Source organism: Streptomyces sp. NPDC048603, from assembly GCF_043199475.1.
Lineage (GTDB): Bacteria > Actinomycetota > Actinomycetes > Streptomycetales > Streptomycetaceae > Streptomyces.
Genome location: NZ_JBICVY010000003.1, coordinates 225,150 through 251,090, shown reverse-complemented (window position 1 = coordinate 251,090; position 25,941 = coordinate 225,150). Strand labels below are relative to the sequence as shown.

28 protein-coding genes and 1 riboswitch are annotated in these 25,941 nt (G+C 70.6%); of the genes, 15 read left to right on the top strand and 13 right to left on the bottom strand.

From position 1 onward, the window contains the following. Positions 1–4 precede the first annotated feature (4 nt). The 3 genes from ACGFQ9_RS07765 to ACGFQ9_RS07755 form a co-directional block, all read right to left on the bottom strand. Complete coding sequence (locus ACGFQ9_RS07765; RefSeq protein WP_393572266.1) at positions 5–1,036, bottom strand: alanine racemase; 1,032 nt, start codon at positions 1,034–1,036, stop codon at positions 5–7. Between the two features lie 49 nt (positions 1,037–1,085). Then, positions 1,086–2,204, bottom strand: coding sequence for a lipid II:glycine glycyltransferase FemX (locus ACGFQ9_RS07760; protein WP_393572265.1), 1,119 nt, complete (start codon positions 2,202–2,204; stop codon positions 1,086–1,088). 106 nt (positions 2,205–2,310) lie between these two features. Then, the gene (locus ACGFQ9_RS07755; RefSeq protein WP_393572263.1) at positions 2,311–2,628 is read right to left on the bottom strand and encodes a hypothetical protein; all 318 of its coding nucleotides are present in this window, start codon (positions 2,626–2,628) and stop codon (positions 2,311–2,313) included. A gap of 262 nt (positions 2,629–2,890) precedes the next feature. Here ACGFQ9_RS07755 and rpsF point away from each other — a divergent pair, with 262 nt between their 5' ends. From rpsF to rplI, 4 genes are all read left to right on the top strand, one after another. Next, the gene (gene rpsF, locus ACGFQ9_RS07750) at positions 2,891–3,181 is read left to right on the top strand and encodes a 30S ribosomal protein S6 (protein WP_004950685.1); all 291 of its coding nucleotides are present in this window, start codon (positions 2,891–2,893) and stop codon (positions 3,179–3,181) included. 75 nt (positions 3,182–3,256) lie between these two features. Then, entirely contained in the window at positions 3,257–3,847 is a 591-nt protein-coding gene (locus tag ACGFQ9_RS07745; protein ID WP_393572261.1) for a single-stranded DNA-binding protein, read from the top strand. Between the two features lie 43 nt (positions 3,848–3,890). After that, positions 3,891–4,127: a 30S ribosomal protein S18 gene (rpsR, locus tag ACGFQ9_RS07740; protein WP_005315025.1), complete on the top strand. Its 237-nt coding sequence runs from the start codon at positions 3,891–3,893 to the stop codon at positions 4,125–4,127. 18 nt (positions 4,128–4,145) lie between these two features. Next, complete coding sequence (gene rplI / locus ACGFQ9_RS07735; RefSeq protein ID WP_393572259.1) at positions 4,146–4,592, top strand: 50S ribosomal protein L9; 447 nt, start codon at positions 4,146–4,148, stop codon at positions 4,590–4,592. A 102-nt stretch (positions 4,593–4,694) separates the two neighbouring features. Here rplI and ACGFQ9_RS07730 read toward each other — a convergent pair whose 3' ends face one another. Further along, entirely contained in the window at positions 4,695–6,044 is a 1,350-nt protein-coding gene (locus ACGFQ9_RS07730) for an MATE family efflux transporter (RefSeq protein ID WP_393572257.1), read from the bottom strand. 435 nt (positions 6,045–6,479) lie between these two features. Between ACGFQ9_RS07730 and dnaB the strand changes: the two genes are divergently transcribed. Further along, entirely contained in the window at positions 6,480–7,955 is a 1,476-nt protein-coding gene (gene dnaB / locus ACGFQ9_RS07725) for a replicative DNA helicase (RefSeq protein WP_393572255.1), read from the top strand. Between the two features lie 19 nt (positions 7,956–7,974). After that, positions 7,975–9,351 carry a serine hydrolase domain-containing protein gene (locus tag ACGFQ9_RS07720; protein WP_393572994.1) on the top strand — a complete coding sequence of 459 codons (1,377 nt, stop codon included), beginning with the start codon at positions 7,975–7,977 and terminating at the stop codon, positions 9,349–9,351. Positions 9,352–9,394: 43 nt separating this feature from the next. Here ACGFQ9_RS07720 and ACGFQ9_RS07715 read toward each other — a convergent pair whose 3' ends face one another. From ACGFQ9_RS07715 to ACGFQ9_RS07705, 3 genes are all read right to left on the bottom strand, one after another. Beyond that, positions 9,395–10,570: a winged helix DNA-binding domain-containing protein gene (locus tag ACGFQ9_RS07715; protein ID WP_393572253.1), complete on the bottom strand. Its 1,176-nt coding sequence runs from the start codon at positions 10,568–10,570 to the stop codon at positions 9,395–9,397. A gap of 54 nt (positions 10,571–10,624) precedes the next feature. Next, positions 10,625–11,020 carry a GNAT family N-acetyltransferase gene (locus tag ACGFQ9_RS07710; protein ID WP_393572992.1) on the bottom strand — a complete coding sequence of 132 codons (396 nt, stop codon included), beginning with the start codon at positions 11,018–11,020 and terminating at the stop codon, positions 10,625–10,627. A gap of 87 nt (positions 11,021–11,107) precedes the next feature. After that, on the bottom strand, positions 11,108–12,031 hold the full coding sequence (locus tag ACGFQ9_RS07705; RefSeq protein ID WP_393572251.1) for a GNAT family N-acetyltransferase: 924 nt from the start codon (positions 12,029–12,031) through the stop codon (positions 11,108–11,110). A gap of 66 nt (positions 12,032–12,097) precedes the next feature. Here ACGFQ9_RS07705 and ACGFQ9_RS07700 point away from each other — a divergent pair, with 66 nt between their 5' ends. Continuing rightward, a complete protein-coding gene (locus tag ACGFQ9_RS07700; RefSeq protein WP_393572249.1) occupies positions 12,098–12,748 on the top strand; it encodes an HAD family hydrolase in 651 nt (216 codons plus the stop codon). 78 nt (positions 12,749–12,826) lie between these two features. Beyond that, complete coding sequence (locus ACGFQ9_RS07695; RefSeq protein ID WP_393572248.1) at positions 12,827–13,948, top strand: globin domain-containing protein; 1,122 nt, start codon at positions 12,827–12,829, stop codon at positions 13,946–13,948. 82 nt (positions 13,949–14,030) lie between these two features. Here ACGFQ9_RS07695 and ACGFQ9_RS07690 read toward each other — a convergent pair whose 3' ends face one another. From ACGFQ9_RS07690 to ACGFQ9_RS07675, 4 genes are read right to left on the bottom strand one after another with little or no spacing between them, the layout of a single operon-like run. Then, positions 14,031–14,510, bottom strand: coding sequence for an NUDIX domain-containing protein (locus tag ACGFQ9_RS07690; RefSeq protein ID WP_393572246.1), 480 nt, complete (start codon positions 14,508–14,510; stop codon positions 14,031–14,033). 17 nt (positions 14,511–14,527) lie between these two features. Continuing rightward, entirely contained in the window at positions 14,528–15,685 is a 1,158-nt protein-coding gene (locus ACGFQ9_RS07685; RefSeq protein WP_393572244.1) for a cystathionine gamma-lyase, read from the bottom strand. Then, positions 15,682–16,134, bottom strand: coding sequence for a low molecular weight protein-tyrosine-phosphatase (locus ACGFQ9_RS07680; RefSeq protein WP_393572990.1), 453 nt, complete (start codon positions 16,132–16,134; stop codon positions 15,682–15,684). The genes ACGFQ9_RS07685 and ACGFQ9_RS07680 overlap by 4 nt, the downstream gene beginning before the upstream one ends. Before the next feature lie 54 nt (positions 16,135–16,188). Continuing rightward, a complete protein-coding gene (locus tag ACGFQ9_RS07675) occupies positions 16,189–16,566 on the bottom strand; it encodes a phage holin family protein (RefSeq protein ID WP_393572242.1) in 378 nt (125 codons plus the stop codon). Positions 16,567–16,614: 48 nt separating this feature from the next. Between ACGFQ9_RS07675 and ACGFQ9_RS07670 the strand changes: the two genes are divergently transcribed. The 4 genes from ACGFQ9_RS07670 to ACGFQ9_RS07655 all read left to right on the top strand — a co-directional run bounded on the left by ACGFQ9_RS07670 (position 16,615) and on the right by ACGFQ9_RS07655 (position 18,852). Next, complete coding sequence (locus ACGFQ9_RS07670) at positions 16,615–16,932, top strand: cupin domain-containing protein (RefSeq protein WP_393572240.1); 318 nt, start codon at positions 16,615–16,617, stop codon at positions 16,930–16,932. A 138-nt stretch (positions 16,933–17,070) separates the two neighbouring features. Then, the gene (locus ACGFQ9_RS07665; RefSeq protein WP_393572238.1) at positions 17,071–17,301 is read left to right on the top strand and encodes a DUF5326 family protein; all 231 of its coding nucleotides are present in this window, start codon (positions 17,071–17,073) and stop codon (positions 17,299–17,301) included. Positions 17,302–17,556: 255 nt separating this feature from the next. After that, complete coding sequence (locus ACGFQ9_RS07660) at positions 17,557–18,303, top strand: IclR family transcriptional regulator (RefSeq protein ID WP_393572236.1); 747 nt, start codon at positions 17,557–17,559, stop codon at positions 18,301–18,303. A gap of 99 nt (positions 18,304–18,402) precedes the next feature. Next, on the top strand, positions 18,403–18,852 hold the full coding sequence (locus tag ACGFQ9_RS07655) for an SsgA family sporulation/cell division regulator (RefSeq protein ID WP_393572234.1): 450 nt from the start codon (positions 18,403–18,405) through the stop codon (positions 18,850–18,852). A 110-nt stretch (positions 18,853–18,962) separates the two neighbouring features. On the opposite strand, the gene ACGFQ9_RS07650 is transcribed toward ACGFQ9_RS07655, so the two are convergent. Beyond that, entirely contained in the window at positions 18,963–20,315 is a 1,353-nt protein-coding gene (locus ACGFQ9_RS07650) for a YibE/F family protein (RefSeq protein ID WP_393572989.1), read from the bottom strand. Positions 20,316–20,390: 75 nt separating this feature from the next. Continuing rightward, positions 20,391–20,536, top strand: a riboswitch (TPP riboswitch). Between ACGFQ9_RS07650 and thiC the strand changes: the two genes are divergently transcribed. Both thiC and ACGFQ9_RS07640 read left to right on the top strand, forming a co-directional pair. Next, positions 20,530–22,305 (top strand): phosphomethylpyrimidine synthase ThiC, encoded by a 1,776-nt coding sequence (gene thiC, locus ACGFQ9_RS07645; protein WP_393572232.1) that lies wholly within the window; start codon positions 20,530–20,532, stop codon positions 22,303–22,305. Its footprint overlaps the riboswitch before it by 7 nt. A 144-nt stretch (positions 22,306–22,449) precedes the next feature. After that, on the top strand, positions 22,450–23,493 hold the full coding sequence (locus ACGFQ9_RS07640; RefSeq protein WP_393572987.1) for an aldo/keto reductase: 1,044 nt from the start codon (positions 22,450–22,452) through the stop codon (positions 23,491–23,493). Positions 23,494–23,554: 61 nt separating this feature from the next. Here ACGFQ9_RS07640 and ACGFQ9_RS07635 read toward each other — a convergent pair whose 3' ends face one another. Continuing rightward, a complete protein-coding gene (locus tag ACGFQ9_RS07635; RefSeq protein WP_393572230.1) occupies positions 23,555–24,646 on the bottom strand; it encodes a glycosyltransferase in 1,092 nt (363 codons plus the stop codon). Between the two features lie 387 nt (positions 24,647–25,033). On the opposite strand from ACGFQ9_RS07635, the gene ACGFQ9_RS07630 reads away from it, so the two are divergent. Further along, positions 25,034–25,927, top strand: coding sequence for a hypothetical protein (locus tag ACGFQ9_RS07630; RefSeq protein ID WP_393572229.1), 894 nt, complete (start codon positions 25,034–25,036; stop codon positions 25,925–25,927). Positions 25,928–25,941 lie beyond the last annotated feature (14 nt).

The window sequence follows — 25,941 nt, the reverse complement described above, 5'->3', positions numbered from 1 at the left end:
GCTCCTAGCGGTCGACGGAGCGGTCGAACTGCGTGGTCGTGTGCCGCAGGTGTGCGACGAGCTCGTCGCCCACCTGGGGTTCCGTCGCGTCCGAGGGAACGAACAGGATGGACACCTGCATGTGCGGGGGCTCCGCGAACCAGCGCTGCTTGCCCGCCCACACGAACGGAGAAAGGTTCCGGTTGACCGTGGCGAGGCCGGCCCGGGCCACGCCCTTGGCCCGCGGCATCACCCCGTGCATCGCCTTCGGGGCCTCCAGACCCACACCGTGCGAGGTTCCGCCCGCGACCACCACCAGCCAGCCGTCCGAGGCGGTCTTCTGCTGCCGGTAGCCGAACCGGTCGCCCTTGGCCACCCGGGTCACGTCCAGGATGGTGCCCTTGTACTGGGTGGCCTCGTGGTCGCCCAGCCACAGCCGGGTGCCGATGCGGGCCCGGAAGCGGGTCTGCGGGAACTGCTGCTGGAGCCGTGCCAGCTCCTCGGCCCGCAGATGGCTGACGAACATCGTGTGCAGCGGCAGCCGGGCCGCGCGCAGCCGGTCCATCCAGCCGATGACCTCCTCGACGGCGTCCGAGCCGTCGGGCCGGTCCAGCGGCAGGTGCAGGGCGAAGCCCTCCAGCCGGACGTTCTCTATGGCCGCCGGCAGCAGTCCCAGGTCCTGCTCGGACACCCCGTGGCGCTTCATCGAGCTCATGCACTCGATGACCACCCGGGCACCGTGCAGACCGCGCAGGCCGTCCACCGAGGACACCGAGCGGATCACCCGGTCCGGCAGCGGCACCGGGTCCTCACCCAGCCGGAACGGGGTCAGGACCAGCAGGTCCCCGCTGAACATGTCCTTGATCTTCTCGGCCTCGTACGTGGTGCCGACCGCCAGGATGTCGGCCCCCAGCCGGATCGCCTCCTCGGCGAGCCGCTCGTGGCCGAAGCCGTAGCCGTTGCCCTTGCAGACCGGGATGATCCCCGGGAACTGGTCGAACACCTGCTTCTGGTGCGCACGCCAGCGTGCGGTGTCGACGTAGAGCGTGAGCGCCATGCCCGCCTGACCCCTTCTCTCGGCTTTCTTCGGCTTCTTGTCGCTTCTCTCAGCGGCGCGACATGTAGATGTCGAGCGCCTTGTGCAGCATCTTGTTGAGCGGGAAGTCCCACTCGCCGACGTACTCGACGGCCTCACCGCCGGTGCCGACCTTGAACTGGATCAGACCGAACAGGTGGTCGTTCTCGTCCAGGGTGTCACTGATGCCGCGCAGGTCGTAGACGCCGGCGCCGAGCGCGTAGGCGTCCCGGAGCATCCGCCACTGCATGGCGTTGGAGGGCCGGACCTCGCGTTTGTGGTTGGCGGAGGCGCCGTACGAGTACCAGACGTGCTGGCCGACGGTGATCATCGTGGCGGCGGCCAGCGCCTCGCCCTCGTGCTTGGCGAGGTACAGCCGCATGCGGTTGGGGTCCTCGGAGTTGAGGGCCGTCCACTGGCGCTGGAAGTAGCTGAGCGGGCGCGGGCGGAACTTGTCGCGCACGGCCGTGATCTCGTACAGGTGCTGCCAGGTCTCCAGGTCCTCGTAACCGCCCTGGACCACCTCGACGCCGGCCTTCTCGGCCTTCTTGATGTTGCGGCGCCACAGCTGGTTGAAGCCCTTGAGGACGTCGTCCAGGGAACGGTTCGCCAGCGGCACCTGGAAGACGTAGCGCGGCTGCACGTCGCCGAAGCCGGCGCCGCCGTCCTCGCCCTGCTGCCAGCCCATCCGGCGCAGCTTGTCCGACACCTCGAACGCGCGCGGCTCGATGTGCGAGGCCTCCACGTCCCGCAGGCGCTTGACCTCGGGGTCCTGGATGCCCGACTTGATGGCGGCCGCGTTCCAGCGGCGGATGACCACCGGCGGGCCCATCTTCACGGTGAACGCGCCCTGCTTCTTGAGGTGGGCCAGCATCGGCTGGAGCCACTCCTCCAGGTTCGGGGCGTACCAGTTGATGACCGGGCCCTCCGGCAGGTAGGCGAGGTATCGCTTCACCTTGGGCAGCTGGCGGTACAGGACCAGGGCAACACCGACGAGTTCGCCGGACTTGTCGAACCAGCCCAGGCTCTCGTTGCGCCATTCGTTCTTCACGTCGGCCCACGCCGGGACCTGGCAGTGACTCGCCGAGGGCAGGCTCTGGAGATAGGCCAGATGCTGCTCTCGGGTGATGGTCCTCAGGGACAGGCTCATGCGGGGCGCTCCTCCGGCGGCTTCGCTGGGTATGTCGCGAAGCCTACTGTGACGAGGGCGCCACCCATCCGGGGGACAAGCGGCGCCCGTCACGGAGGTGCCCCGGCTAGCCCAGCAGGCCGCCGAACAGGCCGCCGTTCGCCATGCCGAGGTAGAAGCCGATGCCCGCGGCACCCAGCCCGACGATCATCCCGAAGCGCTCGCGGGTCGTCTCGGAGATGAACTGTCCGTAGGCCCCGGTCAGGATCCCGATCAGCCCGGCCCACGACGTGAGCAGGTGCAGGTTGTGGAAGAACGCCGTGACGAACGCCACGGCGCCCAGGATCAGCGTGGCCGCCAGGAGGGTGTCCTGCAGCGGATGGGACTTGTGGTCGGTGGACAGGAGGGAGATGGGGGTCTTCTGGCCTTGCGTTGCCTGTGCCATGGGTGGCACCTCCTGGCTGAAGCGGGCATAGCACCGAGCACGCCCGATGCCTACAGATTGTGTTCCTCCTCCGTCGGATTTCAACCGGAAGGACGCGAGCAGGTACTCTGTACGGTCTGCACTGGTGTCTGCCGGCATCGAATGTCATCGAATGTCATCGACGACCATCGACTGCCGTCGACTGGCACCGTGCGGCAACGCATCACGACCCTCCTGCCACGGAACGACCGTGGCCGCTGAGTCCAAAGGAGGTGGGTTCCACATGCGTCACTACGAGGTGATGGTCATCCTCGACCCCGATCTCGAGGAGCGCGCTGTCTCCCCGCTGATCGAGAACTTCCTCTCCGTCGTCCGTGAGGGCAACGGAAAGGTGGAGAAGGTCGACACCTGGGGCCGTCGTCGTCTCGCTTACGAGATCAAGAAGAAGCCCGAGGGCATCTACTCGGTCATCGACCTGCAGGCCGAGCCTGCGGTCGTCAAGGAGCTCGACCGCCAGATGAACCTGAACGAGTCGGTCCTCCGGACCAAGGTCCTCCGTCCCGAGACCCACTGAACCCCTTCGGTTCAGAGGTAATCGGGTTCGAGTAGCACAAGCAGCCAGCAGCAATCCCCGCCGAGAGGTTCATCCATGGCAGGCGAGACCGTCATCACGGTCGTCGGCAATCTCGTCGACGACCCCGAGCTGCGCTTCACCCCCTCGGGTGCGGCGGTCGCGAAGTTCCGTGTCGCGTCCACTCCCCGCACCTTCGACCGCCAGACCAATGAGTGGAAGGACGGCGAGAGCCTGTTCCTGACCTGCTCGGTGTGGCGGCAGGCGGCGGAGAACGTCGCCGAGTCGCTTCAGCGCGGTATGCGCGTCGTCGTGCAGGGCCGGCTCCGCCAGCGCTCGTACGAGGACCGCGAGGGTGTCAAGCGCACGGTCTTCGAGCTGGACGTCGAGGAAGTCGGCCCCAGCCTGCGCAACGCCACGGCCAAGGTCACCAAGACCTCGGGTCGCGGTGGCCAGGGTGGCTACGGCGGCGGCCAGCAGGGCGGCGGCGGTGGCGGCGGTGGCGGCTGGGGTGGAAACTCCGGCGGCCAGCAGGGCGGCGGAGCTCCCTCCGACGACCCCTGGGCCTCCAGCGCTCCGGCCGGCGGTCAGCAGGGTGGCGGCGGTGGCGGCTGGGGTGGAAACTCCGGCGGCTCCGGCGGCGGCTACTCGGACGAGCCGCCCTTCTAGGGCAGCCCGTACCCACACTTCTTGATCACACAGGAGAAACACCATGGCGAAGCCGCCTGTGCGCAAGCCTAAGAAGAAGGTCTGCGCGTTCTGCAAGGACAAGACCGCGTACGTGGACTACAAGGACACGAACATGCTGCGGAAGTTCATTTCCGACCGCGGCAAGATCCGTGCCCGCCGCGTCACCGGCAACTGCACGCAGCACCAGCGTGACGTCGCCACGGCCGTGAAGAACAGCCGTGAGATGGCGCTGCTGCCCTACACGTCCACCGCGCGCTAAGGAAAGGGTGACCGACTGATGAAGATCATCCTGACCCACGAGGTGTCCGGCCTCGGCGCCGCCGGCGACGTTGTCGACGTCAAGGACGGCTACGCTCGCAACTACCTGGTCCCGCGCGGTTTCGCGATCCGCTGGACCAAGGGTGGCGAGAAGGACGTGGCGCAGATCCGCCGCGCCCGCAAGATCCACGAGATCGCGACCATCGAGCAGGCCAACGAGGTCAAGGCCAAGCTCGAGGGCACGAAGGTCCGTCTGGCCACCCGCTCGGGTGACGCCGGCCGTCTCTTCGGCTCCGTGACCCCGGCCGACATCGCCGCTGCGATCGAGGCTTCCGGTGGTCCGAAGGTCGACAAGCGCCGCGTCGAGCTGGCGTCCCCGATCAAGACCCTGGGTTCGTACACGGTCTCCGTGCGTCTGCACGCCGAGGTTGCCGCGAGCGTCCCGGTCGAGGTCGTTGCCGCCTGAGTGCCGCAGCAGTAGGGCCCGCACCCCTCGGGGTGCGGGCCCTTCCGCGTGCCGGCGCGTGTTTCACGTGAAACACACGGCCTCGGCGTGCATCACGCGGCCTCAGCGGGTGGCGCCGGTGACCAGCCAGCGGCCCGACCGGGCCCGCAGCTGGAGCGTGGCCATCCGGGTCAGCATCATCAGGGTCATGGCCCACCACAGTGCGGTCAGGCCGCCGCCGAGCACCGGGACGAGCAGTGCGACCGGGGCGAACACGGCCAGGGTCACCACCATGGCCCCGGCCAGGTAGGGTCCGTCGCCCGCACCCATCAGGACCCCGTCCAGGACGAAGACGATGCCGGCCACGGGCTGCGAGAGCGCCAGTACCAGCAGCGCGGGCAGCAGGGCGTCCTGCACGGCCGGGTCGGAGGTGAAGAGCGGGATGAAAAGCGGCCGGGCGAGGACCACCAGCAGGCCGAGCACCACGCCTGAGGCGATCCCCCACTGCACCGCGCGCCGGGCCACCGCCCGGGCCCCCTCGGCGTCCCCGGCGCCCAGGTAGCGGCCGATGATCGACTGGCCGGCGATGGCGATGGCGTCCAGGGCGAAGGCCAGCAGGCTCCACAGGGAGAGCAGGATCTGGTGGGCCGCGATGTCGGTGTCGCCCAGGTGGGCCGCGACAGCGGTGGCCAGCATCAGCACGGCGCGCAGCGAGAGGGTGCGCACCAGCAGGGGTGCGCCGGCCCGGGCGCAGGCCCGGATGCCCTTGGTGTCGGGCCGGAGCGAGGCGTCATGGCGGCGGGCGGCCCGGACCACCACGGTCAGGTAGACGGCGGCCATGCCCCACTGGGCGAGGACGGTGCCCCAGGCGGAGCCCGCGATGCCGAGCCCGGCGCCGTAGACCAGGGCCAGGTTCAGCACGCCGTTGGCGGCGAACCCGCCGATGGCGACGTAGAGCGGTGTGCGGGTGTCCTGGAGGCCGCGCAGCACGCCGGTGGACGCGAGGACCACCAGCATGGCGGGGATGCCCAGGGCGGAGACCCGCAGGTAGGTGACGGCGTACGGCGCTGCCGTGGTGGAGGCGCCGAAGGCGTCGACCAGTCCGGGTGCGGTGGGCAGAAGTACGGCGATCACGCCGGCGCCGAGCAGCAGGGCCAGCCAGATGCCGTCCATGCCCTGCCGGACGGCCGCCCGGAGGTCGCCGGCGCCGACCCGGCGGGAGACCGCCGCGGTGGTGGCGTAGGCGAGGAAGACGAAGACACTGACAGCGGTGGTCAGGAGGGCGGCGGCGATGCCGAGGCCGGCCAGCTGGGGGGTGCCGAGGTGGCCCACGATGGCGCTGTCGGCCATGACGAAGAGGGGCTCGGCGACGAGCGAGCCGAGGGCCGGGACGGCCAGTGCGAGGATCTCGCGGTCGTGCCGTTTCGGGTCGGGTGCCGGGGCAGCCTTCGGTATCGCGGTGGCCTGTGTCATGTGCTCAATCTAATCTTCCACAGGTAATGGACGCAACCATGCTGTGATCCTTACTGATGAGTCTGTTGGGGGCTTCTCGGGAGATCGTTCCGGGCGATCTTGGGGTGGGGGCGAATTAATTTCCGCCGCTCTGGCCGTGGATAGAGAAAACGCAGGTCAGGCCGGGTAACGGGGTGGGTCGGGTGATTTTGTCCACAGCGCTGTCCCCCGGTCCGTACACAGGTCGGAGGGAGTTACCCACAGGATGGGGCCCGTCATCCACACCTCATCCACACACCCTGTGGATAACAAGATTGGCTGACGTCGTCCGCGGCCCTACCGTTGGTCGTTGCCCGACGCGCCGAGAGCCGATCCGGGTGTCCCAAATGTCAGAGCCGTGTCGTAAGAAAGAGTGGCATGGCGAGGTCCGCGTGGCGGACGGGAGGAGGCGGCCCGGTGAGTATCCCCGAGCCCATGGACGACCCCTGGGCCGACAGTGGTCCGGGCGACCGTCTGCCCGTCCGCCAGCGCCGTGGCGAAGGCCGTGGCCGCGGCGAGGAGCAGCACGACCGCGGCGGTGAGGGCGGCTCCTGGGACGGCGGGGGCGGCTTCGAGCGGGTGCCCCCGCAGGACCTGGACGCCGAGCAGTCCGTGCTCGGCGGCATGCTGCTGTCCAAGGACGCCATCGCCGACGTGGTCGAGGTCCTCAAGGGCGCCGACTTCTACCGCCCCTCGCACGAGACGATCTACCAGGCGATCCTGGACCTCTACGCCAAGGGCGAGCCGGCCGACCCGATCACGGTGGGCGCGGAACTGACCCGGCGCGGCGAGATCAGCAAGGTCGGCGGTGCCTCGTACCTGCACACGCTGGTGCAGTCGGTGCCGACGGCGGCGAACGCCGAGTACTACGCGGAGATCGTGCACGAGCGCGCGGTGCTGCGCCGTCTGGTGTCCGCCGGCACGAAGATCACGCAGATGGGCTACGCGGCCGACGGGGACGTCGACGAGATCGTCAACAAGGCCCAGGCCGAGATCTACGCGGTGACCGAGCAGCGGACCTCCGAGGACTACCTCCCGCTGGGCGACATCATGGAGGGCGCGCTCGACGAGATCGAGGCGATCGGCTCGCGCAGCGGCCAGATGTCCGGAGTCCCCACCGGCTTCACCGACCTGGACTCGCTGACCAACGGGCTGCACCCCGGCCAGATGATCGTCATCGCGGCCCGTCCCGCGATGGGCAAGTCCACCCTCGCCCTGGACTTCGCCCGGGCGTGCTCGATCAAGAACAACCTGCCCAGCGTGATCTTCTCCCTCGAAATGGGCCGCAACGAGATCGCGATGCGCCTGCTGTCCGCCGAGGCGCGGGTGGCGCTGCACCACATGCGCTCGGGCACGATGACCGACGACGACTGGACCCGGCTGGCCCGCCGCATGCCCGACGTCTCCGCCGCGCCGCTCTACATCGACGACTCCCCGAACCTGTCGATGATGGAGATCCGCGCCAAGTGCCGCCGGCTCAAGCAGCGCAGTGACCTCCAGCTGGTCGTCATCGACTACCTCCAGCTGATGCAGTCGGGCGGCGCGCGCCGGCCGGAGAGCCGTCAGCAGGAGGTCTCGGACATGTCCCGAAACCTGAAGCTGCTGGCGAAGGAGCTCGAGGTCCCGGTGATCGCGCTGTCCCAGCTGAACCGTGGCCCGGAGCAGCGTACGGACAAGAAGCCGATGGTCTCCGACCTGCGTGAGTCCGGATCCATCGAGCAGGACGCCGACATGGTGATCCTGCTGCACCGCGAGGACGCCTACGAGAAGGAGTCCCCGCGCGCCGGTGAGGCCGACCTGATCGTGGCGAAGCACCGTAACGGCCCCACGGCGACGATCACCGTGGCCTTCCAGGGCCATTATTCGCGGTTCGTGGACATGGCCAACACGTAGCATCCCGGGCATGACTGACATGCCCTCGGATGCCGCCCTGCTGCCTTCCACCCGTCGCTCGCTGCTGCACCGGATCGCGGTGGCCCAGGCCGAAGGACGGTCGCCCTCGCTGGTGGCGGCCGTAGCGCGGGGCGGGGGCGTGGTCTGGGAGGGCTCCAGGACGATGATGGAGGGTCACGGGCCGGACGGCTCGGTGCAGTACCGGATCGGCTCGATCAGCAAGACGTTCACCGCGGTGTTGGTGATGCGGCTCCGCGACGAGGGCCTGCTCGACCTAGGCGACCCGCTGGAGAAGCACCTGCCGGGGACCGGCGCGGGCGAGGTGACCATCGGTCAGCTGCTGGCTCATACGGCCGGCCTGGCGGCCGAGACTCCCGGCGAGTGGTGGGAGCGGAGCCCCGCGGCGCTGCGCCCGGAGCTCTCCGACGTGCTGGGCGAGCAGCCGTTCCGGCACGCTCCGGGGCGCCGGTTCCACTACTCCAACCCCGGTTACTCGCTGCTGGGTTCGCTGGTCGAGGCGGTCCGCGGGCGGCCCTGGGAGGAGGTGCTCCGGGCCGAGGTGCTGGATCCCCTGGGCCTGGGCCGGACGAGTGCGCAGCCGGTGGCGCCGCACGCGGGCGGCTGGGCGGTGCACCCGTGGGCGGACGTGATGATGCCCGAGCCGCTGGAGGACCTGGGGCTGATGGCCGCGGCCGGCCAGCTGTGGTCGACCACGCGCGACCTGGCCCGGTTCGCGGTGTTCCTGGCGCGGGGCGACGAGCGGGTCCTGAGTGCGGAGTCGGTGCGCGAGATGCGTACGGCGGCCTCCCCGCCGGAGCCCGGCGGCGCCGATGCCGGGTACGGGCTGGGCCTCCAGCTGACGGAGGCGCACGGACGGCAGCTGGCCGGGCACAGCGGCTCCCTGCCGGGGTTCGTGGCCGGGCTCTGGTTCAGCGAGGCGGACGACGTGGCCGCGGTGGTGCTCGCCAACTGCACCTCGGGCCTGCCGGCGGCCACGGTGGCGGTGGACCTGGTGCGGATCGTGGCCGAGGCGGAGCCGCGGATCCCCGAGCCGTGGAGGCCGCTGCGGGAATCGGATCCGGTGGCGCTGGACGTGGTGGGGCCCTGGTACTGGGGGACCTCGCCGTTCGCCCTGCGGCTGTCGGCCGACGGGCTGCTGGAGCTGAGCCCGCTGGGCGCGATGGGCCGGGCGGCGCGCTTCCGGCCCGCCGGGGACGGCACCTGGACCGGGCTGGCCGGCTACTACGCCGGTGAGACGCTGCGGGCCGTGCGCCTGCCGGACGGCACGGTGAGCCATCTCGACCTGGGCTCCTTCGTGTTCACCCGGCTCCCGTACGACCCCGACGCTCCCGTGCCCGGCGGAGTGGACCCGCAGGGCTGGCGGGGCATCGGCTAGGCCCTTTCTTCCGGTTCTTCCGGATCGCGGCCCGGAGGGTGCCTCAGGTGCTCAGTTCGCGCTCCAGCGGGGTGCGGAAGCGCGGGGTGACCCGGGCCTCCCCGATCCACTCGGCGAGGCGCGCGGCCTCGGCGGCGACCGCCTTCTCGGCCTCGGCTCCTGCGTCCCCGAGGAGCCGCCACACGATCTCGCCGCCCGGGCGCTGGGCCCAGCCGCCGACGATCCTGCCGTTCCACCACACGGTGGGACCGACGTTGCCCGCCCGGTCGAAGAGGGCCGGCCGGTGGGCGGGGTCCAGGTGGAAGGAGCGGTCGGCCCAGCCCATCGCACTGGGGTCCAGCCCGGGCAGCAGGGCCGCCCAGGGCTCCGGCTCCGGGACGGGCCCGGCGTCCCCGGGGGCCACCAGGGCCGTGGCGCCGTCGTCCAGCAGGACCTCCTCGGGCCCGACGGCGGCCAGTGCCTTCCGGGTCGCGGTGAGGGTCCAGCCGGTCCACCACGTGAGGTCGGCCTCGGTGGCCGGCCCGTACGCGTGGAGCCAGCGGCGCGCGAGTTCGGCCCGGGCCCGGTCCTCGGGGACCTCGGGCCAGGGCGCGCAGTGGGTCCAGCGGAACTGGCTGGAGGTCCAGCTGCCGCGCGGCCGGTCCCGGCGGATCCGGCCGTCGGCGGCGAGCAGCCGGATCACCCGGGTGGCCACGCCCTGGGTGGTCTCCCACTTCGATCCCCGGCCGACGGTGATCTTCCGGCTCAGGGCGGGGACGGCCGCGGACAGCTGGGAGCCGGTGGACGGGCCCCCGGCGTCGAGGGCTGCCAGGGTGGACTCCTCGGCCCCGGCCAGCCAGGCCGCATCGAGCCCCTGGCCGTCCTCCTGAAGGTGTTTGAGCAGGGTGCGCCGTTCCTTCGCGGCGATGGCGAGCGCGGTGGACGAGGCCACGCAGGGCGCCAGTTCGGCGGAGACGGCGAACAGCGTGTTCCGCATGCTCAGCATCCGCACCACGGAGTGCTCGTCGTAGAAGTCCTTCTCCATGGCCGCCACCCCGGTTCCGGCCAGCCGGGCCCGGGCGGAGAGGTAGACGGTGGCGGCGTCCGTCGCGTGCAGGGCGACCACGGCGTCCGCTGCCTCGGCCACGGCGGTGCCGTGGACCGAGGGAGCGAGCAGGTGGCGGACACCGAGCCGGTGCCTGCGCTCGGCGGTGGTGATCCTTCGGCGGCTGCTGCTCATCCCCGGATCGTACGGCGGCACCGCCGCTCCCGGCCCGGGCCCGGCGCGCCGGGCTCAGAGCTGCAGCTTGAAGCCGATGTGCGAGGCGGTGAATCCGAGCCGCTCGTAGAAGCGGTGGGCGTCCGTCCGGGAGGCGTCGGAGGTGAGCTGCACCAACTGGCAGTTCTGCCGGCGGGACTCCTCGACCGCCCAGGTGATGAGCCGGCTGCCGAGGCCGCTGCCGCGTTCGCCGGCGTGGATCCGGACCGCCTCGATGATCGAACGGGTGGCGCCCCTGCGGGACAGCCCGGGAACCAGGGTCAGCTGCAGCGTCCCCACCACGCGGTTCCCGCGGACCGCGACGACGAGTTGCTGGTTGGGGTCATCGGCGAGCCGCTTGAGGGCCTCTCGGTACGGGGTGAGGTCCTCGGGGGACTCGCGGGAGGCGCCGAGGGGGTCGTCGGCCAGCATGGCGACGATGGCGGGGAGGTCGGCCTCGGTGGCGGGCCGGATGCTCAGCTCGACGGGGTCGGTCACGGTGGTTCCTTCTGTCGTTGCTCAGCCCGCCGCGACGGTCAGTGGAGCCCAGCGGCGGGTCCAGTCACCGGGCAGACGGGGGATGTCCCTGGTCATGACGGAGTTGAAGGCGACCGATTCCAGGCCGCGTTCCCTGAGCCAGCCGATGAGCTCCTCGTGACGCACGTCGATGTCGGTGCGCAGCGGCCGGTCGGTGCTCATGCCGATGGCGGTGATCAGGGCCCGCGCGGTCGCGGTGTCCCGGGCGACCAGCGGCCCCACGACATGGGTGTGCGTGTTGGGCCAGGCGGCCGTGTATCCGGCGAGGGAGTGCTCGGCGTCCTCGGCGATGAGCAGACGGTCGGCGAAGGCGGGCAGCCTGGTGATCATGTGGGTGCGGTCGGTGCCGAACACCTCGGCGTCCAGGCGCAGGATCCGCTGGAGGTCCCCGGCCACCGCCGGACGGACCCGCGGCGTGCCGTCCGTCCCCGGCGTGCTGTCCGTCCCAGGGGTGCCGGTGACCCGGAAGGTCCCCACGAGCATGTCGGAGCGGCCGGTGGCCTTGAAGCCGAGCTCCTCGTACAGCGGGCGGCCGTTCGGGGTGGCGTGCAGGGTGAGCGGGACGCCCCGGAGGACCTCGTCACAGACGTACGTCATCAGCCGGCGGCCCAGGCCCCGGCGCTGGTACCGGTCGGCGACCAGCACCATGCCGATCGCGGCGAGATCCGTACGGTCCGGGGAGCCTCCGTACCGGGTGACCACACAGGACGCCGCCAGGCCCCGGCCGTCGGGGGCGTCGATGCCGTATCCGGTTCCGGCGGTGAGCAGTAGGCCCCACTTGTGTTCCTCGCGGAGCCAGCCGCGGTCCTCGGAGAGGTCGGCGCAGCGGGTGAGATCGTCCACGGTCAGCGGGCGGATCGGCAGGTCGGTGAGGTGTGATGGTGTCACCGGGCCAGACTGGATCATCGGCCCGGGGGCGTCCAGGGGATTTGGTGTTTCACGTGAAACACGCACGCACTAGCCTCAACTGTCATGACCCGTCTCCACATCTTCGACCTCGACGGCACGCTGATGCACGGCTCGGCGGCGCCGGTCGAACTCTCCCGGCAGCTGGGGCTGACCGCCGAGATCGCCGAGCTGGAGCGCGCGTTCAGCGCGCGGGAGATCGGGCCCCCGGAGTTCGCGGTGGGGGTGCACGCGCTGTGGGCGGACCTGACGCCGGCCCACGTCCGGGCGGCCTTCGAAGGGGCGCCCTGGCTGGCCGGCATCCGCGAGGTGTGGCGGGAGATCCGGGAGCGCGGCGAGTTCTGCGCGGTGATCTCGCTGTCCCCGTCCTTCTTCGTGGAACTCCTGGTGGAGTGGGGTGCGCACGCCGCCCACGGATCGGTCTTCCCGGAGGTGCCCTTCACCCGGCCCGTGGACGTCACCGGGATCCTGACCCCGGAGCGCAAGGTGGAGGTCGCGGACCGGCTCTGCGCCCGGTTCGGCCTGGCCCGGTCCCAGTGCGTGGCCTACGGCGACTCGATGACCGACGCCGTGCTGTTCGGGGCGGTACCCGTGTCGGTGGCGGTCAACGCCCAGCCGCACGTCGCGGCCCGTGCCACGCACGTGTACCGGGGGCTGGACCTGCGGGACGCATACCAGCTGGTGGCCGCGGCACGCCCGGGAGGCGAGGCATCTTAAGAGGAAAGTGGGTTCAAGACGCGGAACTTCCGCAAAGTACCCACGGGGTGTTCCACCCGGCTGGCATGCTGCGCAGCCATGGAGCCCTCCACGGATGCCGTGCTCATCCGCCGAACTCTCGCGGAGATAGCACCCGTCGCCGACAAGGTGACCTCCTACTTCTACGCGCTGGTCTTCACCGGGCACCCAGAGGTGCGGTCGATGTTCCCCGTGGCCATGGACGTACAGCGTGACCGGCTGCTGAAGGCGCTGCTGACCGCGTCCGAGCACATCGACGACCCGGCGGTCCTCATCCCCTACCTCCGCCGCCTTGGCGCCGGCCACCGCAAGTACGGCACCCAGCCCGCCCACTACCCGGCGGTCGGCGAGGCGTTGATCGGGGCGCTCGGCCGGTACGCGGAGCGGACCTGGGGACCGGAGGCCGAAGCCGCGTGGGTGCGGGCGTACACGACGATCTCCCAGACAATGATCGATGCTGCCTCTGAGGACGAACGTTCCTCCCCCGCGTGGTGGCACGCCGAGGTGGTCTCCCACGACCCGCGGACCTCCGACATCGCGGTGATCACGGTCCGCCCCGACCAGCCCTACCCCTTCCTGGCCGGCCAGTACACGACCGTGGAGACGCCGTGGTGGCCGCGGGTCTGGCGGCACTACTCCTTCGCCTCCGCACCCCGCGCGGACGGACTGCTGTCCTTCCACGTCAAGGCGGTCCCCGCGGGCTGGGTATCCAACGCGCTGGTCCGGCACGCCCGGCCCGGGGACGTCCTGCGGCTGGGCCCGCCGGCCGGCTCCATGGTGGTCGACCACACCACGGACAACGGGATGCTGTGCCTGGGCGGTGGCACCGGCATCGCCCCGATCAAGGCGCTCATCGAGGACGTCGCCGAGCACGGCGAACGCCGACCGGTGGAGGTGTTCTTCGGCGCGCGCAGCGATCACGACCTCTACGACAAGGACACCCTGCTGGGCCTGCAGCGCTCCCACCCGTGGCTGTCGGTGCGGCCGGTGGTGGGTGACGGGCTGGCCGGACAGCTGCCTCAGGCGGTCGGCGAGCACGGGCCGTGGAACTCCTACGACGCCTTCATCTCGGGTCCGCCCGGGCTGATCCGGAGCGGGGTGGACGCCCTGAAGCGGATCGGGATCCCAGGAGAAAGGATCCGGTACGACGCCGTCGAGGAACTGGCCGGGGCGGGCGCCTGAGCCGTGCCCCGGAAGCCGGCTCTCTGAAGCCGGGCACCCGGCGCCGGTGACCGGGAGCGGCCGGCCGCCGGGCCGGCCGCCCTCAGCCCAGGTCGGGGGCGTGCATCGCGCGGACGCCCTCGATGTTCCCGTCGAGGTAGTGCCGCAGGGAGAGCGGGACCAGGTGCACGGCGGCGATCCCGACCCGGCTGAACGGCACCCGGACGATCTCGTACTCGCCCTCCGGCTGGTCCACCTCCGGGCCGTGCCGCCGGTCCGGGTCCATGGACTCCAGCCGGCAGACGAAGAAGTGCTGGACCTTGCAGCCCGTCACCCCGCCGTCCGCGATGTGTTCGACGGTGTCGACGAAGCACGGCACCACGTCGGTCACCTTGGCGCCGAGCTCCTCGTCGAGCTCCCGGTGCAGCGCGTCGACGACGGTCGCGTCGGACGACTCCACTCCTCCGCCGGGCGTCAGCCAGTACGGATCGACACCGGGCTTGGTGCGTTTGATCAGGATCAGGTCGGCACCGTCGAGCAGGATGGCGCGGGCGGTGCGCTTGACCACGGGACGTTCGGTCATGGGAGAAGAGTGGCCCGCTATTCCGGTTCCGAAACGCCTCCCGCCGGTTCCGTCGCGTCCAGGGCCCGCAGGACGTCCGCGACCAGGTCCTCCGTGTCCTCGGCGCCCGCGGAGAAGCGGATGAAGCCCTCCGCGACCGCGTCCCCGCCCCACCGGCCGCGCCGCTCGGCCGTGGACCGTACGCCGCCAAAGCTGGTGGCGTCCTCCACCAGCGTCAGCGCCCGCAGGAACCGGTCGGCGTGCGCCCGGTCGGACAGGGTGAAGGACACCACCGACCCGTGGCCGCGCATCTGCAGGGCGGCCGTCTTGTGCGCGGGGTCGCCGGGCAGTCCGGGATAGCGCAGCCCGGACACCTCGGGGCGGCCGTGCAGGGCCTCGGCGACGGCCAGGGCATTGGCCCACTGGCGGTGGGTGCGCAGCTGCAGCGTGGCGAGGGATCGGTGGGCCAGCCAGGCCTCCATCGGCCCCGGGATCGCCCCGACGATCTTGCGCCACTGCCTGACCCGGGCGGTGAGTTCCGCGTCCCGGCAGCTGACGTAGCCGAGCAGCAGGTCGCCGTGGCCGGTCAGCCCCTTGGTGCCGCTGGCGACGGCGAAGTCCGCGCCCAGTTCCAGGGGGCGCTGGCCGAGCGGGGTGGCCAGGGTGTTGTCGACGGCCACCAGCGCGCCCGCGGCGTGCGCGGCCTCGGCCAGCCGCCGGATGTCGCACACGTCCAGCCCCGGATTGGAGGGGGTCTCCAGCCACAGCAGCCGCGCCCCGTCGAGGACGTCGAGCTGGGCGTCGCCGGCGGTGGGCGCGGTGCGGACGCGGACGCCGTAGGCCTCCAGCTGTGCCGCGACGAGCGGCAGTGCCTGGTAGCCGTCGTCCGGCAGGACCACGGTGTCGCCGGCCTGGACCTGGGAGAGCAGGACGGCGGAAACGGCGGCCATGCCGGAGGCGAAGACCACGGTTTCCACCCCGTCCTCGCCGGGCGCCTCCAGTTCCCCGATGGCCCGTTCCAGCAGGGTCCAGGTGGGGTTGGTGTCGCGGGCGTAGGTGTACGGGCCCTCCACCTCGCCGGGCAGGTGGAAGTGCGAGGCGAACACCGGGCCGGGGAGGGTGGGCTCGTTCTTGACGGGCTCGGGAAGTCCGGCACGGACGGCCCGGGTGCCGTCGCCGATCGGGGAGGTGGTCACGACTGCGGCTCCTTCACTGCCGTCGCGGCGAGGCGTACGGCCTCCAGCAGGCCGGGGCTCGCGGCCTCGACCAGCTCCAGGCACTCCTCGAAGCCGTCGAGTCCGCCGTAGTAGGGGTCGGGCACATCGGTGTCGCCGGACACGGCCTCCGGGTCGTACGACCGCAGCAGCCGCACCTTGGCCGCGTCCTCGGGGGTGGGCGCGAGCCGGCGCAGGTCGCGCAGGTGCCCGGCGTCGAGGGCTATGACCAGGTCCAGGGCGGCGAACCAGGAGGCGCGGAACTGCCGGGCCGCGTGGTCCTGGCGGTAGCCGGCCGATTCGAGGACGGCGACGGTGCGCGGATCGGCGCCGTCACCCTCGTGCCAGCCGCCGGTGCCGGCGCTGTCGACGGAGACCAGGCCGTCCAGGCCGGCCTCGGCGACATGGGCGCGGAAGACGGCCTCGGCCATGGGGGAGCGGCAGATGTTGCCGGTGCAGACGAAGCAGACGCGGTACACGGGCCATCAGCTCCGGTCGGGCAGAGCGAGGTTCACGGCCCAGGAGACGATGGAGATGATCAGGCCGCCGAGCACGGCGGTCCAGAAGCCGTCGACGTGGAAGGCGATGCCGAGGAGGTCGGCCAGCCAGGAGGTCAGCAGCAGCATCAGGGCGTTCACCACCAGGGTGAACAGGCCGAGGGTGAGGACGAACAGCGGCAGCGACAGCAGCTTCACCACCGGCTTCACGATGGCGTTGACCAGTCCGAAGACCACGGCGACGAGGATGAGGGCCAGGGCCTTGTCGGCGGTGCTGTTACCGGTCAGGGTGATCCCGATGTCCACCCAGATGGCCACGGCCAGGGCGGCGGCGTTGGCGAGCGTCTTGACCAGGAAGTTCGTCATGCTTCCGATCGTTGCAGACAATCACAGGGAAGAAAGAGGCCGAGCAGTATGAAGGCGTTCCGGCTGGACGAACTGGAGGCCGAACGGGCCGCGAACCAGGGTGCGTACCTGCAGTTCCTGCGAGAGCGGAACATGTCGGTGGGCCTGTACGCGCTGGACGCGGGGCAGACCGATCCGCAGCAGCCGCACGGACAGGACGAGGTGTACTTCGTGGTCAGCGGACGGGCCGCGATCACCGTGGGGGACGAGACGCAGTCGGTGGCCCGGGGCAGCGTGGTCTACGTGCCGGCCGGGGTGCCGCACCGGTTCCACCACATCAGCGAGGACCTCAAAGTGCTGGTGGTGTTCTCCCCGCCGGAGGCCTGACCCCCTAGGGGGCGGATCAGGGGACGGGTGGGGCTCGCGGGCCCCATTTCAGCGGCCGTCGCTCCTAGCATCGATGACAGGAAGTCACACGGGAGCAGCCCGGGAACAATCCGCGAGGAACAGGAAGAGGTCGAGGTCATGGACGGCATCCGGCAGGTATTCGCAGGCATGCCCTGGTGGGTGAAGTGGGTCGCCGTTCCGCTTCTGGCGCTTTTCGTTTTCGGGGGTGTCATCACCAGCATCCTGACCGCGCTGATCGGCTTTGTGTTCAAGGTGCTGTTGTTCGTCGCACTTGTCGGCGGTCTGGTCTTCGTGGTCAGGCGATTCGGCGGCGCGGGCAGTGGCGCGACGAAGTCCACGGACTGGTGATTAACCCACCTGAGGGAACGTGAGGCGACAAAGCCCTCACGGGCGGGCCATCGGCGGATAATAGAGTGGCAATCTGTGCCGTCACCTGGGCACCGAACCCGGTAGACCCGCTCTGACCTGCGGTTATGCCAAGTGAGCGCCCAGTAGATGCCCAGGAGACGTGGCACGCGCGGGGGCGGCCCCCGCAGGGCGGGCCGTCCAGGCGCCCGCCGCCACGCCTGGGGGTGAGCCTTGTCTTCGGTCGACAATGCCGCTGTGCCGACGCTGATCGGGTCGGTACAGCGGGCGCTGAGACTGCTCGAAGCCGTCGGTTCCCATAGCGAGGGAGCCCCGGCGAAACAGCTGGCGCGCGAGGCCGGGCTCCCGCTTCCCACCGCGTACCACCTGCTGCGCACGCTCACCCATGAGGGCTATCTGCGCCGGGAGAGCGGGGTGTTCGTGCTCGGCGACGCGGCCGGCAGGCTGGCGGGCGGCGGAGTGCAGCAGAAACGTCGCAGCATGATCCTCGACTCCCTCGCGCACTTCCGCGACGTGGTCGGCGCGCCCGTCTATTTCGCGGTCTACCGCGAGGGCGAGATCGAGGTCGTCGGGGTCTCCGACACCCCTGGCCATCCCGCCTGCCGGGAATGGGCCGACTTCCGGGCGACCGGCCACGCGCACGCCATCGGGCAGTGCCTGCTCGCCCAGCTCGACGAGAAGAGCCGCCGCGATCACTACGACCGGCACCCCGTCGAGGCGATCACTCCCTATACGGTCCGGGACATGAGGGCGCTGGAACAGCGCATTTCCGCCATGGAGCGGATGCAGCCCGTGACCGAACGACAGGAATATGCCCTGGGCACGGTATGCGCGGCTATCCCGATCACCGCCGGTGACGCGGCCGCGACCATGGCCATTTCTCTCCCCTCGCACCAGGAACAGCGATTGCTGTATGCAGTGGATCGACTACGGAGTGAAGTAGGCGCGCTGTTGAGCACGCTCTCCTTCTCTATCAGTATCTGAAAACTCACTCCTTGTGATCTGCTAGCGCATCCACCACCCTTGTCAAGAGGGCCTGGGGGGACCATTCCTGGCCACTTCCAATCACTGCGGGGTATGGAAATGCGCGAGTCGGTACAGGCAGAGGTCATGATGAGCTTCCTCGTTTCCGAGGAACTCTCCTTCCGGATTCCGGTGGAACTCCGGTACGAGGCACGTGACCCCTTCGCCGTACGCCTGACCTTCCACCTTCCCGGCGATGCGCCTGTGACCTGGGCGTTCGGCAGGGAGCTGCTCCTCGACGGCATCAACAAGCCGTCCGGTGACGGCGATGTGCACATCGCTCCCACCGATCCGGAGGAGCTGTCCGACGTCCACATCCGGCTCCAGGTCGGCAGCGACCGGGCCCTGTTCCGGGCCGGCGCGGCACCGCTGGTGGCCTTCCTCGACCGGACCGACCGCCTGGTGCCGCTCGGTCAGGAGCGCACTCTCGGTGACTTCGAGGGGCACCTGGACGAAGCTCTCGGCAAGATCCTCGCCGAAGCCCAGCAGAACCAGCGGAACGCGGGCTGACCGCTCCGTCCGCACCGTCCGCACGGTCCGTACTGTCCATACCGTCCGTACCGCCCGGACAGTCCACCCTCCCCCACGTCGTTTCCTCCGCCTCGTGCGCGCATGCCCCCTCAGCGCTTGCGACGGCGACCGCGCCCGCCGCGGGCCGGCCCGGAAGGGCCGGCCCCGGCGGGCCTCCGGGTTTCCGGCCGGTCGGCGGAGACCACCAGGGCCGCCAGCACCGTGGTCACCGGAACCGAGGCCACCAGCCCGATCGACCCCACCAGGGTCCGTACGATCTCCTCCGCGACCAGCTCGCTGTTGGCCACCGACCCCATGCTGCTGTTCGCGATCGTGAATAGCAGCATCAGTGGCAGGGCGGCACCCGCGTAGGCCAGGACCAGGGTGTTGACCACGGACGCGATGTGGTCCCGGCCGATCCGGATGGCCGCCCGGTAGAGCGCGCGCGGCCCCATGTCCGGGTCCGCCTGGTGCAGTTCCCAGACCGCCGAGGTCTGCGTGACCGTCACGTCGTCGAGCACGCCCAGCGATCCGATGATCACGCCGGCGAGCAGCAGGCCGCTCATGTCGATGTCCGGGTACAGGCCGTGGATCAGGCCCGTGTTGTCGTCGGTGTTGCCGCTCAGGAACGCCCAGTCGATGAGCACCGAGCCGAGCAGTCCGATCAGCAGCAGCGACACCAGCGTGCCGAGCACCGCGACCGAGGTGCGGGCGGTGACCCCGTGGCACATGTACAGGGCGATCAGCATGATCGCACTGGCCCCGACCACGGCCACCAGCAGCGGGTTCGACCCCTGCAGGATGGCCGGCAGGATGAACAGGGTCAGTACGCCGAAGCTGACCACCAGGGCGACCAGGGCGAGCAGTCCGCGCAACCGCCCGACGGCGACCACCGCGAGGGCGAAGACCGCGGCGAGCATCAGCATCGGGAACTTCCGGTTCACGTCGATGACCGAGTACTGCAGGTCGCGCGGGGCGTCCGGGGCGTAGGCGACCACGACCTCCTGTCCGTCCTCCAGCTGCCGCGGGGCGCCCGGCTGGACGATCTCGACGAAGGTGCGGCCCTTGTCGGGGCCGCTGGTGACCTCGACGGTGGCCTTCTTGCAGGTGCCGTTCTGCGCGGCCTGCGCCGCCCGTCCCTCGGGGGTGGTGGGGTTCGCGGTGGGCGGCACCTGTGCGACATTCACTGATTTGCAGTCAACGACTTGCAAATCGACGACCTTGGCCTGCTCCGTCTGCCGGTCGAAGCCGACCCCGGTGCGCTCGTGGCCGGGTGCGCCGCCCGGCCACAGCACCACCAGGCCGATGACCACGGCCGTGGCGAACGGGATCAGGACGGCGGCGATCACCCTGCGCAGGTGCCGTGAGGACGGTGCGGCGGGTCCGTGCCCGTGCCCGTGCCCATGACTGTGCCCGTGTCCATGCCCATGACCGGACTCGTTCGGAGGCTGTGCTGAGGTCATCACGGGCCGATCATCGCAAGAGATGTGGGGGCCCACTGTTCAGCACGCCACAGGTGACGCTAGCGTGGGGGCACCTTTGCACAACGCGGGAGCTCGGAGCACCGGGCTGAGAGGACGCTGATCACCGTACGCGCACCGAACGGGCGTACGGGAAGAGGCTGCGTCGACCGCCGAACCTGTTACCGGGTAATGCCGGCGTAGGGAGATAGGTCTCATGACCATTCAGGACGACGCACGCACGCCTGCCGCCGACCAGAACGGGCGCAAGCCGGGCTGGCACAAGGGCTACGTCGAGGGCTCCCGCCCCGACCTCCGGGTGCCGGTCCGCCAGGTCCACCTCACCACGGGCCAGGACGTCACGCTGTACGACACCTCGGGCCCGTACACCGACCCGCAGATCGACACCGACGTCCGCCGCGGTCTCGCCCCGCTGCGCGAGAACTGGATCATCAGCCGCGGCGACACCGAGGAGTACGCCGGCCGCCCGGTCCGCCCCGAGGACGACGGCATCAAGCACACCTCTCCGCGCGGTGGCCTCAAGAACCTCGACGCGGTCTTCCCCGGCCGCCCCCGGCTGCCCCGGCGCGGCCGTGACGGCGCCGCCGTCACGCAGCTCGCGTACGCCCGCCGCGGTGAGATCACCCCGGAGATGGAGTTCGTCGCGATCCGCGAGAACGTCTCCGCCGAGGTCGTCCGCGAGGAGATCGCGGCCGGCCGCGCGGTGCTGCCGGCGAACGTGAACCACCCGGAGATCGAGCCGATGATCATCGGCAAGAAGTTCCTGGTGAAGGTCAACGCCAACATCGGCAACTCCGCCGTCACCTCCTCCATCGAGGAGGAGGTGGAGAAGATGACCTGGGCCACCCGCTGGGGCGCCGACACCGTCATGGACCTCTCCACCGGCCGGAACATCCACACCACCCGCGAGTGGGTGCTCCGCAACTCCCCCGTGCCGATCGGCACCGTCCCGCTCTACCAGGCGCTGGAGAAGGTCGACGGCAAGGCCGAGGACCTCACCTGGGAGATCTACAAGGACACGGTCATCGAGCAGGCCGAGCAGGGCGTGGACTACATGACGGTCCACGCCGGCGTGCTGCTGCCGTACGTGCCGCTGACCGCCCGCCGCAAGACCGGCATCGTCTCCCGCGGCGGCTCGATCATGGCCGCCTGGTGCCTGGCGCACCACAAGGAGAACTTCCTCTACACGAACTTCGAGGAGCTCTGCGAGATCCTCGCGACGTACGACGTCACGTACTCGCTGGGCGACGGCCTGCGCCCCGGCTCCATCGCGGACGCCAACGACGCGGCCCAGTTCGCGGAGCTGAAGACGCTGGGCGAGCTGAACACGATCGCCAAGCGCCACAACGTGCAGACCATGATCGAGGGCCCGGGCCACGTCCCGATGCACAAGATCAAGGAGAACATCGACCTCCAGCAGGAGATCTGCGAGGAGGCGCCGTTCTACACGCTCGGCCCGCTGACCACGGACGTGGCTCCGGCCTACGACCACATCACCTCGGGCATCGGCGCCGCGATGATCGCCTGGTGGGGCACCGCGATGCTCTGCTACGTGACCCCGAAGGAGCACCTGGGCCTGCCGAACCGCGACGACGTGAAGACCGGCGTCATCACGTACAAGATCGCGGCCCACGCGGCGGACCTGGCGAAGGGCCACCCGGGCGCCCAGGAGTGGGACGACGCCCTCTCCGACGCCCGCTTCGAGTTCCGCTGGGAGGACCAGTTCAACCTGGCCCTCGACCCGGACACGGCCCGCGAGTTCCACGACGAGACCCTCCCGGCCGAGCCGGCCAAGACGGCGCACTTCTGCTCCATGTGCGGCCCGAAGTTCTGTTCCATGAAGATCTCCCAGGACATCCGCCGCGAGCACGGCGGTGACCTGAAGGCCGACGAGATCCAGGCGGGCATGGCCGAGAAGTCGGCGGAGTTCGCAGCCGCCGGAAACCGCGTCTACCTTCCGCTGGCGGACTGACCCGCTGCCGCGCCGGACGGGCCCGCGACCTCAGGGGGGAGTCGCGGGCCCGTTCCCTTGCCCGGCTCGGACCGATCCGAACCGGCTGACGGAAAGGGCTTGATCTGGAGTGCGCTCCAGCTCTTAGGGTCCGGCGGTATGACGATGCGATACAGGGATCTCGGGCGGACCGGGATGGAAGTCAGCGCGTACTGCCTGGGCACGATGATGTTCGGGGCCGTGGGGAACCCCGATCACGACGAATGCGTACGGATCATCCACGCGGCGCTCGACGCGGGCATCAACTTCGTGGACACCGCGGACATGTACTCGGCCGGGGAGTCCGAGACGATCGTGGGGAAGGCGCTCAGGGGGAGCCGGCGCGACGAGGTGGTGCTCGCCACCAAGGGGCACTTCCAGATGGGGGAGGGGCGCAACCGGAGCGGGAACTCGCGGCGGTGGATCGTGCGGGCGGTCGAGGACAGCCTGACCCGGCTGGGGACGGACCGGATCGATCTCTACCAGATCCACCGGCCCGATCCCCGGACCGATGTCGAGGAGACCCTCGGAGTGCTCGGGGACCTGGTGCGGGAAGGGAAGATCCGGGCCTTCGGCTGCTCCACCTTCCCCGCCGAGGAGATCGCGGAGTCCCACCACGTCGCCGAACGGCGGGCGCTGCAGCGCTTCCGGACCGAGCAGCCGCCGTACTCGATCCTGGCGCGCGGCATCGAGGCCAACGTGCTGCCGGTCTGCCGGCGGTACGGGATGGGGGTGCTGACCTGGAGCCCCCTGGCATCGGGGTTCCTCAGCGGGAAGTACCGGCCCGGCCGGGAGGTCGACCTGAGCAGCGGACGGGCGGCCCTGACGCCGGCCCGGTTCGATCCGGCGGTCCCGGGGAACGAGGCCAAGCTGGCGGCCGCCGGGCGGCTGATCGAGGTGGCGGACGGGATCGGGCGTACGCTCCCGGAGCTCGCGGTGGCCTTCCCGCTCGCGCACCCGGCCGTCACCTCGGTGATCATCGGTCCGCGGACCATGGACCAGCTGGGGGACCTGCTCAAGGGCGCGTCCCTGCAGCTCGATGACGAGACCCTGGACCGCATCGACGAGATCGTGCCGCCCGGCACCGACCTCTACCGGGCGGACGGCGCGTGGCGGCCCGCCGCGCTGACCGACGTCACGCAGCGGCGTCGGCCCGCCGGGGACCGGTAGCCGGTCGGCCGGCGGCGGTGTGCCCGGCGTGCCGGGGCGGCGTGGGCCGCCCCGGCGCCGGCTACGCGACGACCTGGTAGTCGGCGCCCAGCTTCTGCCGGGCGAAGTCGCGGTTCGCCGCGACCCGCTCGCGCTGGTCCCCGGGGAGCACGTCCCCGTTCAGGAGCCGCTCGCAGCACCGCAGCGACTCCTCGTACGCGCCGGTCCAGTAGGCGGCCACGGCGAGTTCGTCGAGCGCGCGCCACTCGTGCCAGGAGAACTCGACGAACAGGATGTCCTCGGGGCGGGGGATGGCCGCGGCCTGCTTGGCGAACAGGTACGCCAGCGGCCAGCGCTTCTCCAGGCGGCACAGGCGGGCGAGGTCGCCCAGAGCCTCGGCCCGTGTGGGCCGGGTCTCGTGCGCGCGCAGGTAGCGGTCCAGTACCTCGGGCCAGGGCCGGTCGAGGTTCACCGCGAGCCGGGCGGCGTAGAGGCGGGCGCAGTACGTCTCCTCGACCCAGCCGGGCATGGCCGCCCGGTGGTCGTAGGCGGCGAGGGACTTCTCCGGCTCGCTCGCGTCGCGCCAGCTCTGGGCCAGGTAGAACGCGTAGCGGGCGTTGTCGGGTTCCTTGCGCAGCCCCTCGGTGAGGACCTCCGCGTCGCGCAGGTACTTGGTCCGCTGGCCCTCGCGCATGCGGGCGCCGTTGCCGATGGTGCGGATGTTGGCGCCTTCGAGCACGCCGGCGCCGTACTGCCGGCCGCAGTCGATGTACTCGTGGAGCACGCCGACGTACCGCCAGGGCAGCCTGGTGGAGACCAGGGCTGGCCGCCAGTGCATCATCGGGCCGTGTTTCAGGGCGACCCGGTACGCGTCCTCCGTCAGGTGCGGCATGGTGAAGTCCGGCTCGATCTCCACGATGTCGTCGCCGTCGATGAAGAAGAGGTAGTCGGCGCTGTCGCGGGCGAGTTCGATCGCCTCGGTGCGGCTGCCGTCGAAGCCCTTCCACGGCCGCTCGTGGAGGGTGCCGGGGACGCCGAGGTCCTCGAAGGTCTGCCGGATGACGTCCTGGGTGCCGTCCGTCGAACCGGTGTCCACGATCACCCAGGTGTCGATCAGCGGGCGGACCGTTTCGAGGCACTCCCGGATGGTCGGCGCCTCGTTCTTGACGATCATGTTCAGGCAGATTGTCGGTTTCACGGATTTCACGCGCTTCACCTGTTTCACGGGTCCCATCCGCTGTAGTGGGCCGCCCGTCCGGCGGGCGACCAGGCCGGCGTCGGATCAGTGCTCCGTGACCCTAGTGACCGCTTCGCGGCGTTGTGCACGGCTCGCCGGTGCCGGGCGGCACCGGGGACCGGGTTGGCACCCGGATGGCGGCTCGGGCACTGGGCCGATCCGATGACCGGCCGGGCGCGGCGGCGCGGCGGCGGGTGCGGTGGTGTCCAGGATGACCCCGGAAGTGAAAAGCGCACTTTCCGAAAATCACCCTGATTCGGTTCCGGTCCGGACGCTGATTCCGGTGTGCGGCCGGCTCTCCGAACTGCCTGCAAGGAGCGCTGTATGAGTCCTGAGGTTCCCGAGGCGAGGACCACCAGAACCCCCCTCGGCCCGCTGCCCGCGAGGACCCTTCTGCGGACCGGCGGGACCATGGCCTCGCTGGCCCTGGTGCTGTCCGGGGTCATCGCCCCCACCCTGGCGTACGCGAGCGGCGGGCCGGCCGGCCCGCCCGCGGCCGTGGAGCCGGTCGGGGGCGGGGGCCACGACGACAAGTGCGTCCCGAAGAAGCACCGGCCCGGTGAGAAGCCCAACGGCGACGACCGCACGGCCATGGGCGGTGGCGACGAGAAGGTGAAGTGCGTGGTCGGCCCGACCGGACCCACCGGCCCGACGGGTCCGACCGGCCCGACGGGTGACACGGGTGACACGGGTGACACGGGTCCGACCGGTCCCACCGGCCCCGCCGGCGGTACGGGCGACACGGGCCCGACCGGTCCGACCGGGCCGACGGGTCCGACGGGTCCGACGGGTGACACCGGGCCGTGCAACGACATCGACAGCTACTCGCCCTCGAACACCGAGGACTTCCACGCCGCGCTGACCGGCGGGGTCGCGTACGCGGGACGGGCGGCCGTGCCCGGTGGCAGCCCCGCCTGGCAGAACATCAGTGACCCCGACGACAACCCGGGCTTCCCGACGGGCTTCGCCTGCGGCATCTCCATCGAGGCCCAGGGCAACGACGCGTTCATCAAGGTCCTGACCACCGACGGACGGGTCTTCCAGACCCATGGCGACGTCGAGGGGCAGACCTTCGTCTGGGACGAGCAGTGGTTCCAGCTGCTGCCCTCCCCGAACCCGAACATCGGCCTGCGGGGCAAGAGCATCGCTCGCGACGCCTTCCGGGCCGTCGAGTGGAAGGGCGACCTCGCCCTCTCCGGGTCGGTGAACACGCACTGACCCGGGACGGCGGC

Excerpts from the sequence above, each read along its gene's own strand:
- ACGFQ9_RS07765 (WP_393572266.1), bottom strand. The coding sequence starts at position 1,036 with ATGGCGCTCACGCTCTACGTCGACACCGCACGCTGGCGTGCGCACCAG.
- ACGFQ9_RS07760 (WP_393572265.1), bottom strand. The coding sequence starts at position 2,204 with ATGAGCCTGTCCCTGAGGACCATCACCCGAGAGCAGCATCTGGCCTAT.
- ACGFQ9_RS07755 (WP_393572263.1), bottom strand. The coding sequence starts at position 2,628 with ATGGCACAGGCAACGCAAGGCCAGAAGACCCCCATCTCCCTCCTGTCC.
- rpsF (WP_004950685.1), top strand. The coding sequence starts at position 2,891 with ATGCGTCACTACGAGGTGATGGTCATCCTCGACCCCGATCTCGAGGAG.
- ACGFQ9_RS07745 (WP_393572261.1), top strand. The coding sequence starts at position 3,257 with ATGGCAGGCGAGACCGTCATCACGGTCGTCGGCAATCTCGTCGACGAC.
- rpsR (WP_005315025.1), top strand. The coding sequence starts at position 3,891 with ATGGCGAAGCCGCCTGTGCGCAAGCCTAAGAAGAAGGTCTGCGCGTTC.
- rplI (WP_393572259.1), top strand. The coding sequence starts at position 4,146 with ATGAAGATCATCCTGACCCACGAGGTGTCCGGCCTCGGCGCCGCCGGC.
- ACGFQ9_RS07730 (WP_393572257.1), bottom strand. The coding sequence starts at position 6,044 with ATGACACAGGCCACCGCGATACCGAAGGCTGCCCCGGCACCCGACCCG.
- ACGFQ9_RS07720 (WP_393572994.1), top strand. The coding sequence starts at position 7,975 with ATGCCCTCGGATGCCGCCCTGCTGCCTTCCACCCGTCGCTCGCTGCTG.
- ACGFQ9_RS07715 (WP_393572253.1), bottom strand. The coding sequence starts at position 10,570 with ATGAGCAGCAGCCGCCGAAGGATCACCACCGCCGAGCGCAGGCACCGG.
- ACGFQ9_RS07710 (WP_393572992.1), bottom strand. The coding sequence starts at position 11,020 with ATGCTGGCCGACGACCCCCTCGGCGCCTCCCGCGAGTCCCCCGAGGAC.
- ACGFQ9_RS07705 (WP_393572251.1), bottom strand. The coding sequence starts at position 12,031 with ATGATCCAGTCTGGCCCGGTGACACCATCACACCTCACCGACCTGCCG.
- ACGFQ9_RS07700 (WP_393572249.1), top strand. The coding sequence starts at position 12,098 with ATGACCCGTCTCCACATCTTCGACCTCGACGGCACGCTGATGCACGGC.
- ACGFQ9_RS07695 (WP_393572248.1), top strand. The coding sequence starts at position 12,827 with ATGGAGCCCTCCACGGATGCCGTGCTCATCCGCCGAACTCTCGCGGAG.
- ACGFQ9_RS07690 (WP_393572246.1), bottom strand. The coding sequence starts at position 14,510 with ATGACCGAACGTCCCGTGGTCAAGCGCACCGCCCGCGCCATCCTGCTC.
- ACGFQ9_RS07680 (WP_393572990.1), bottom strand. The coding sequence starts at position 16,134 with ATGGCCGAGGCCGTCTTCCGCGCCCATGTCGCCGAGGCCGGCCTGGAC.
- ACGFQ9_RS07675 (WP_393572242.1), bottom strand. The coding sequence starts at position 16,566 with ATGACGAACTTCCTGGTCAAGACGCTCGCCAACGCCGCCGCCCTGGCC.
- ACGFQ9_RS07670 (WP_393572240.1), top strand. The coding sequence starts at position 16,615 with ATGAAGGCGTTCCGGCTGGACGAACTGGAGGCCGAACGGGCCGCGAAC.
- ACGFQ9_RS07665 (WP_393572238.1), top strand. The coding sequence starts at position 17,071 with ATGGACGGCATCCGGCAGGTATTCGCAGGCATGCCCTGGTGGGTGAAG.
- ACGFQ9_RS07655 (WP_393572234.1), top strand. The coding sequence starts at position 18,403 with ATGCGCGAGTCGGTACAGGCAGAGGTCATGATGAGCTTCCTCGTTTCC.
- ACGFQ9_RS07650 (WP_393572989.1), bottom strand. The coding sequence starts at position 20,315 with ATGACCTCAGCACAGCCTCCGAACGAGTCCGGTCATGGGCATGGACAC.
- thiC (WP_393572232.1), top strand. The coding sequence starts at position 20,530 with ATGACCATTCAGGACGACGCACGCACGCCTGCCGCCGACCAGAACGGG.
- ACGFQ9_RS07640 (WP_393572987.1), top strand. The coding sequence starts at position 22,450 with ATGCGATACAGGGATCTCGGGCGGACCGGGATGGAAGTCAGCGCGTAC.
- ACGFQ9_RS07635 (WP_393572230.1), bottom strand. The coding sequence starts at position 24,646 with ATGATCGTCAAGAACGAGGCGCCGACCATCCGGGAGTGCCTCGAAACG.
- ACGFQ9_RS07630 (WP_393572229.1), top strand. The coding sequence starts at position 25,034 with ATGAGTCCTGAGGTTCCCGAGGCGAGGACCACCAGAACCCCCCTCGGC.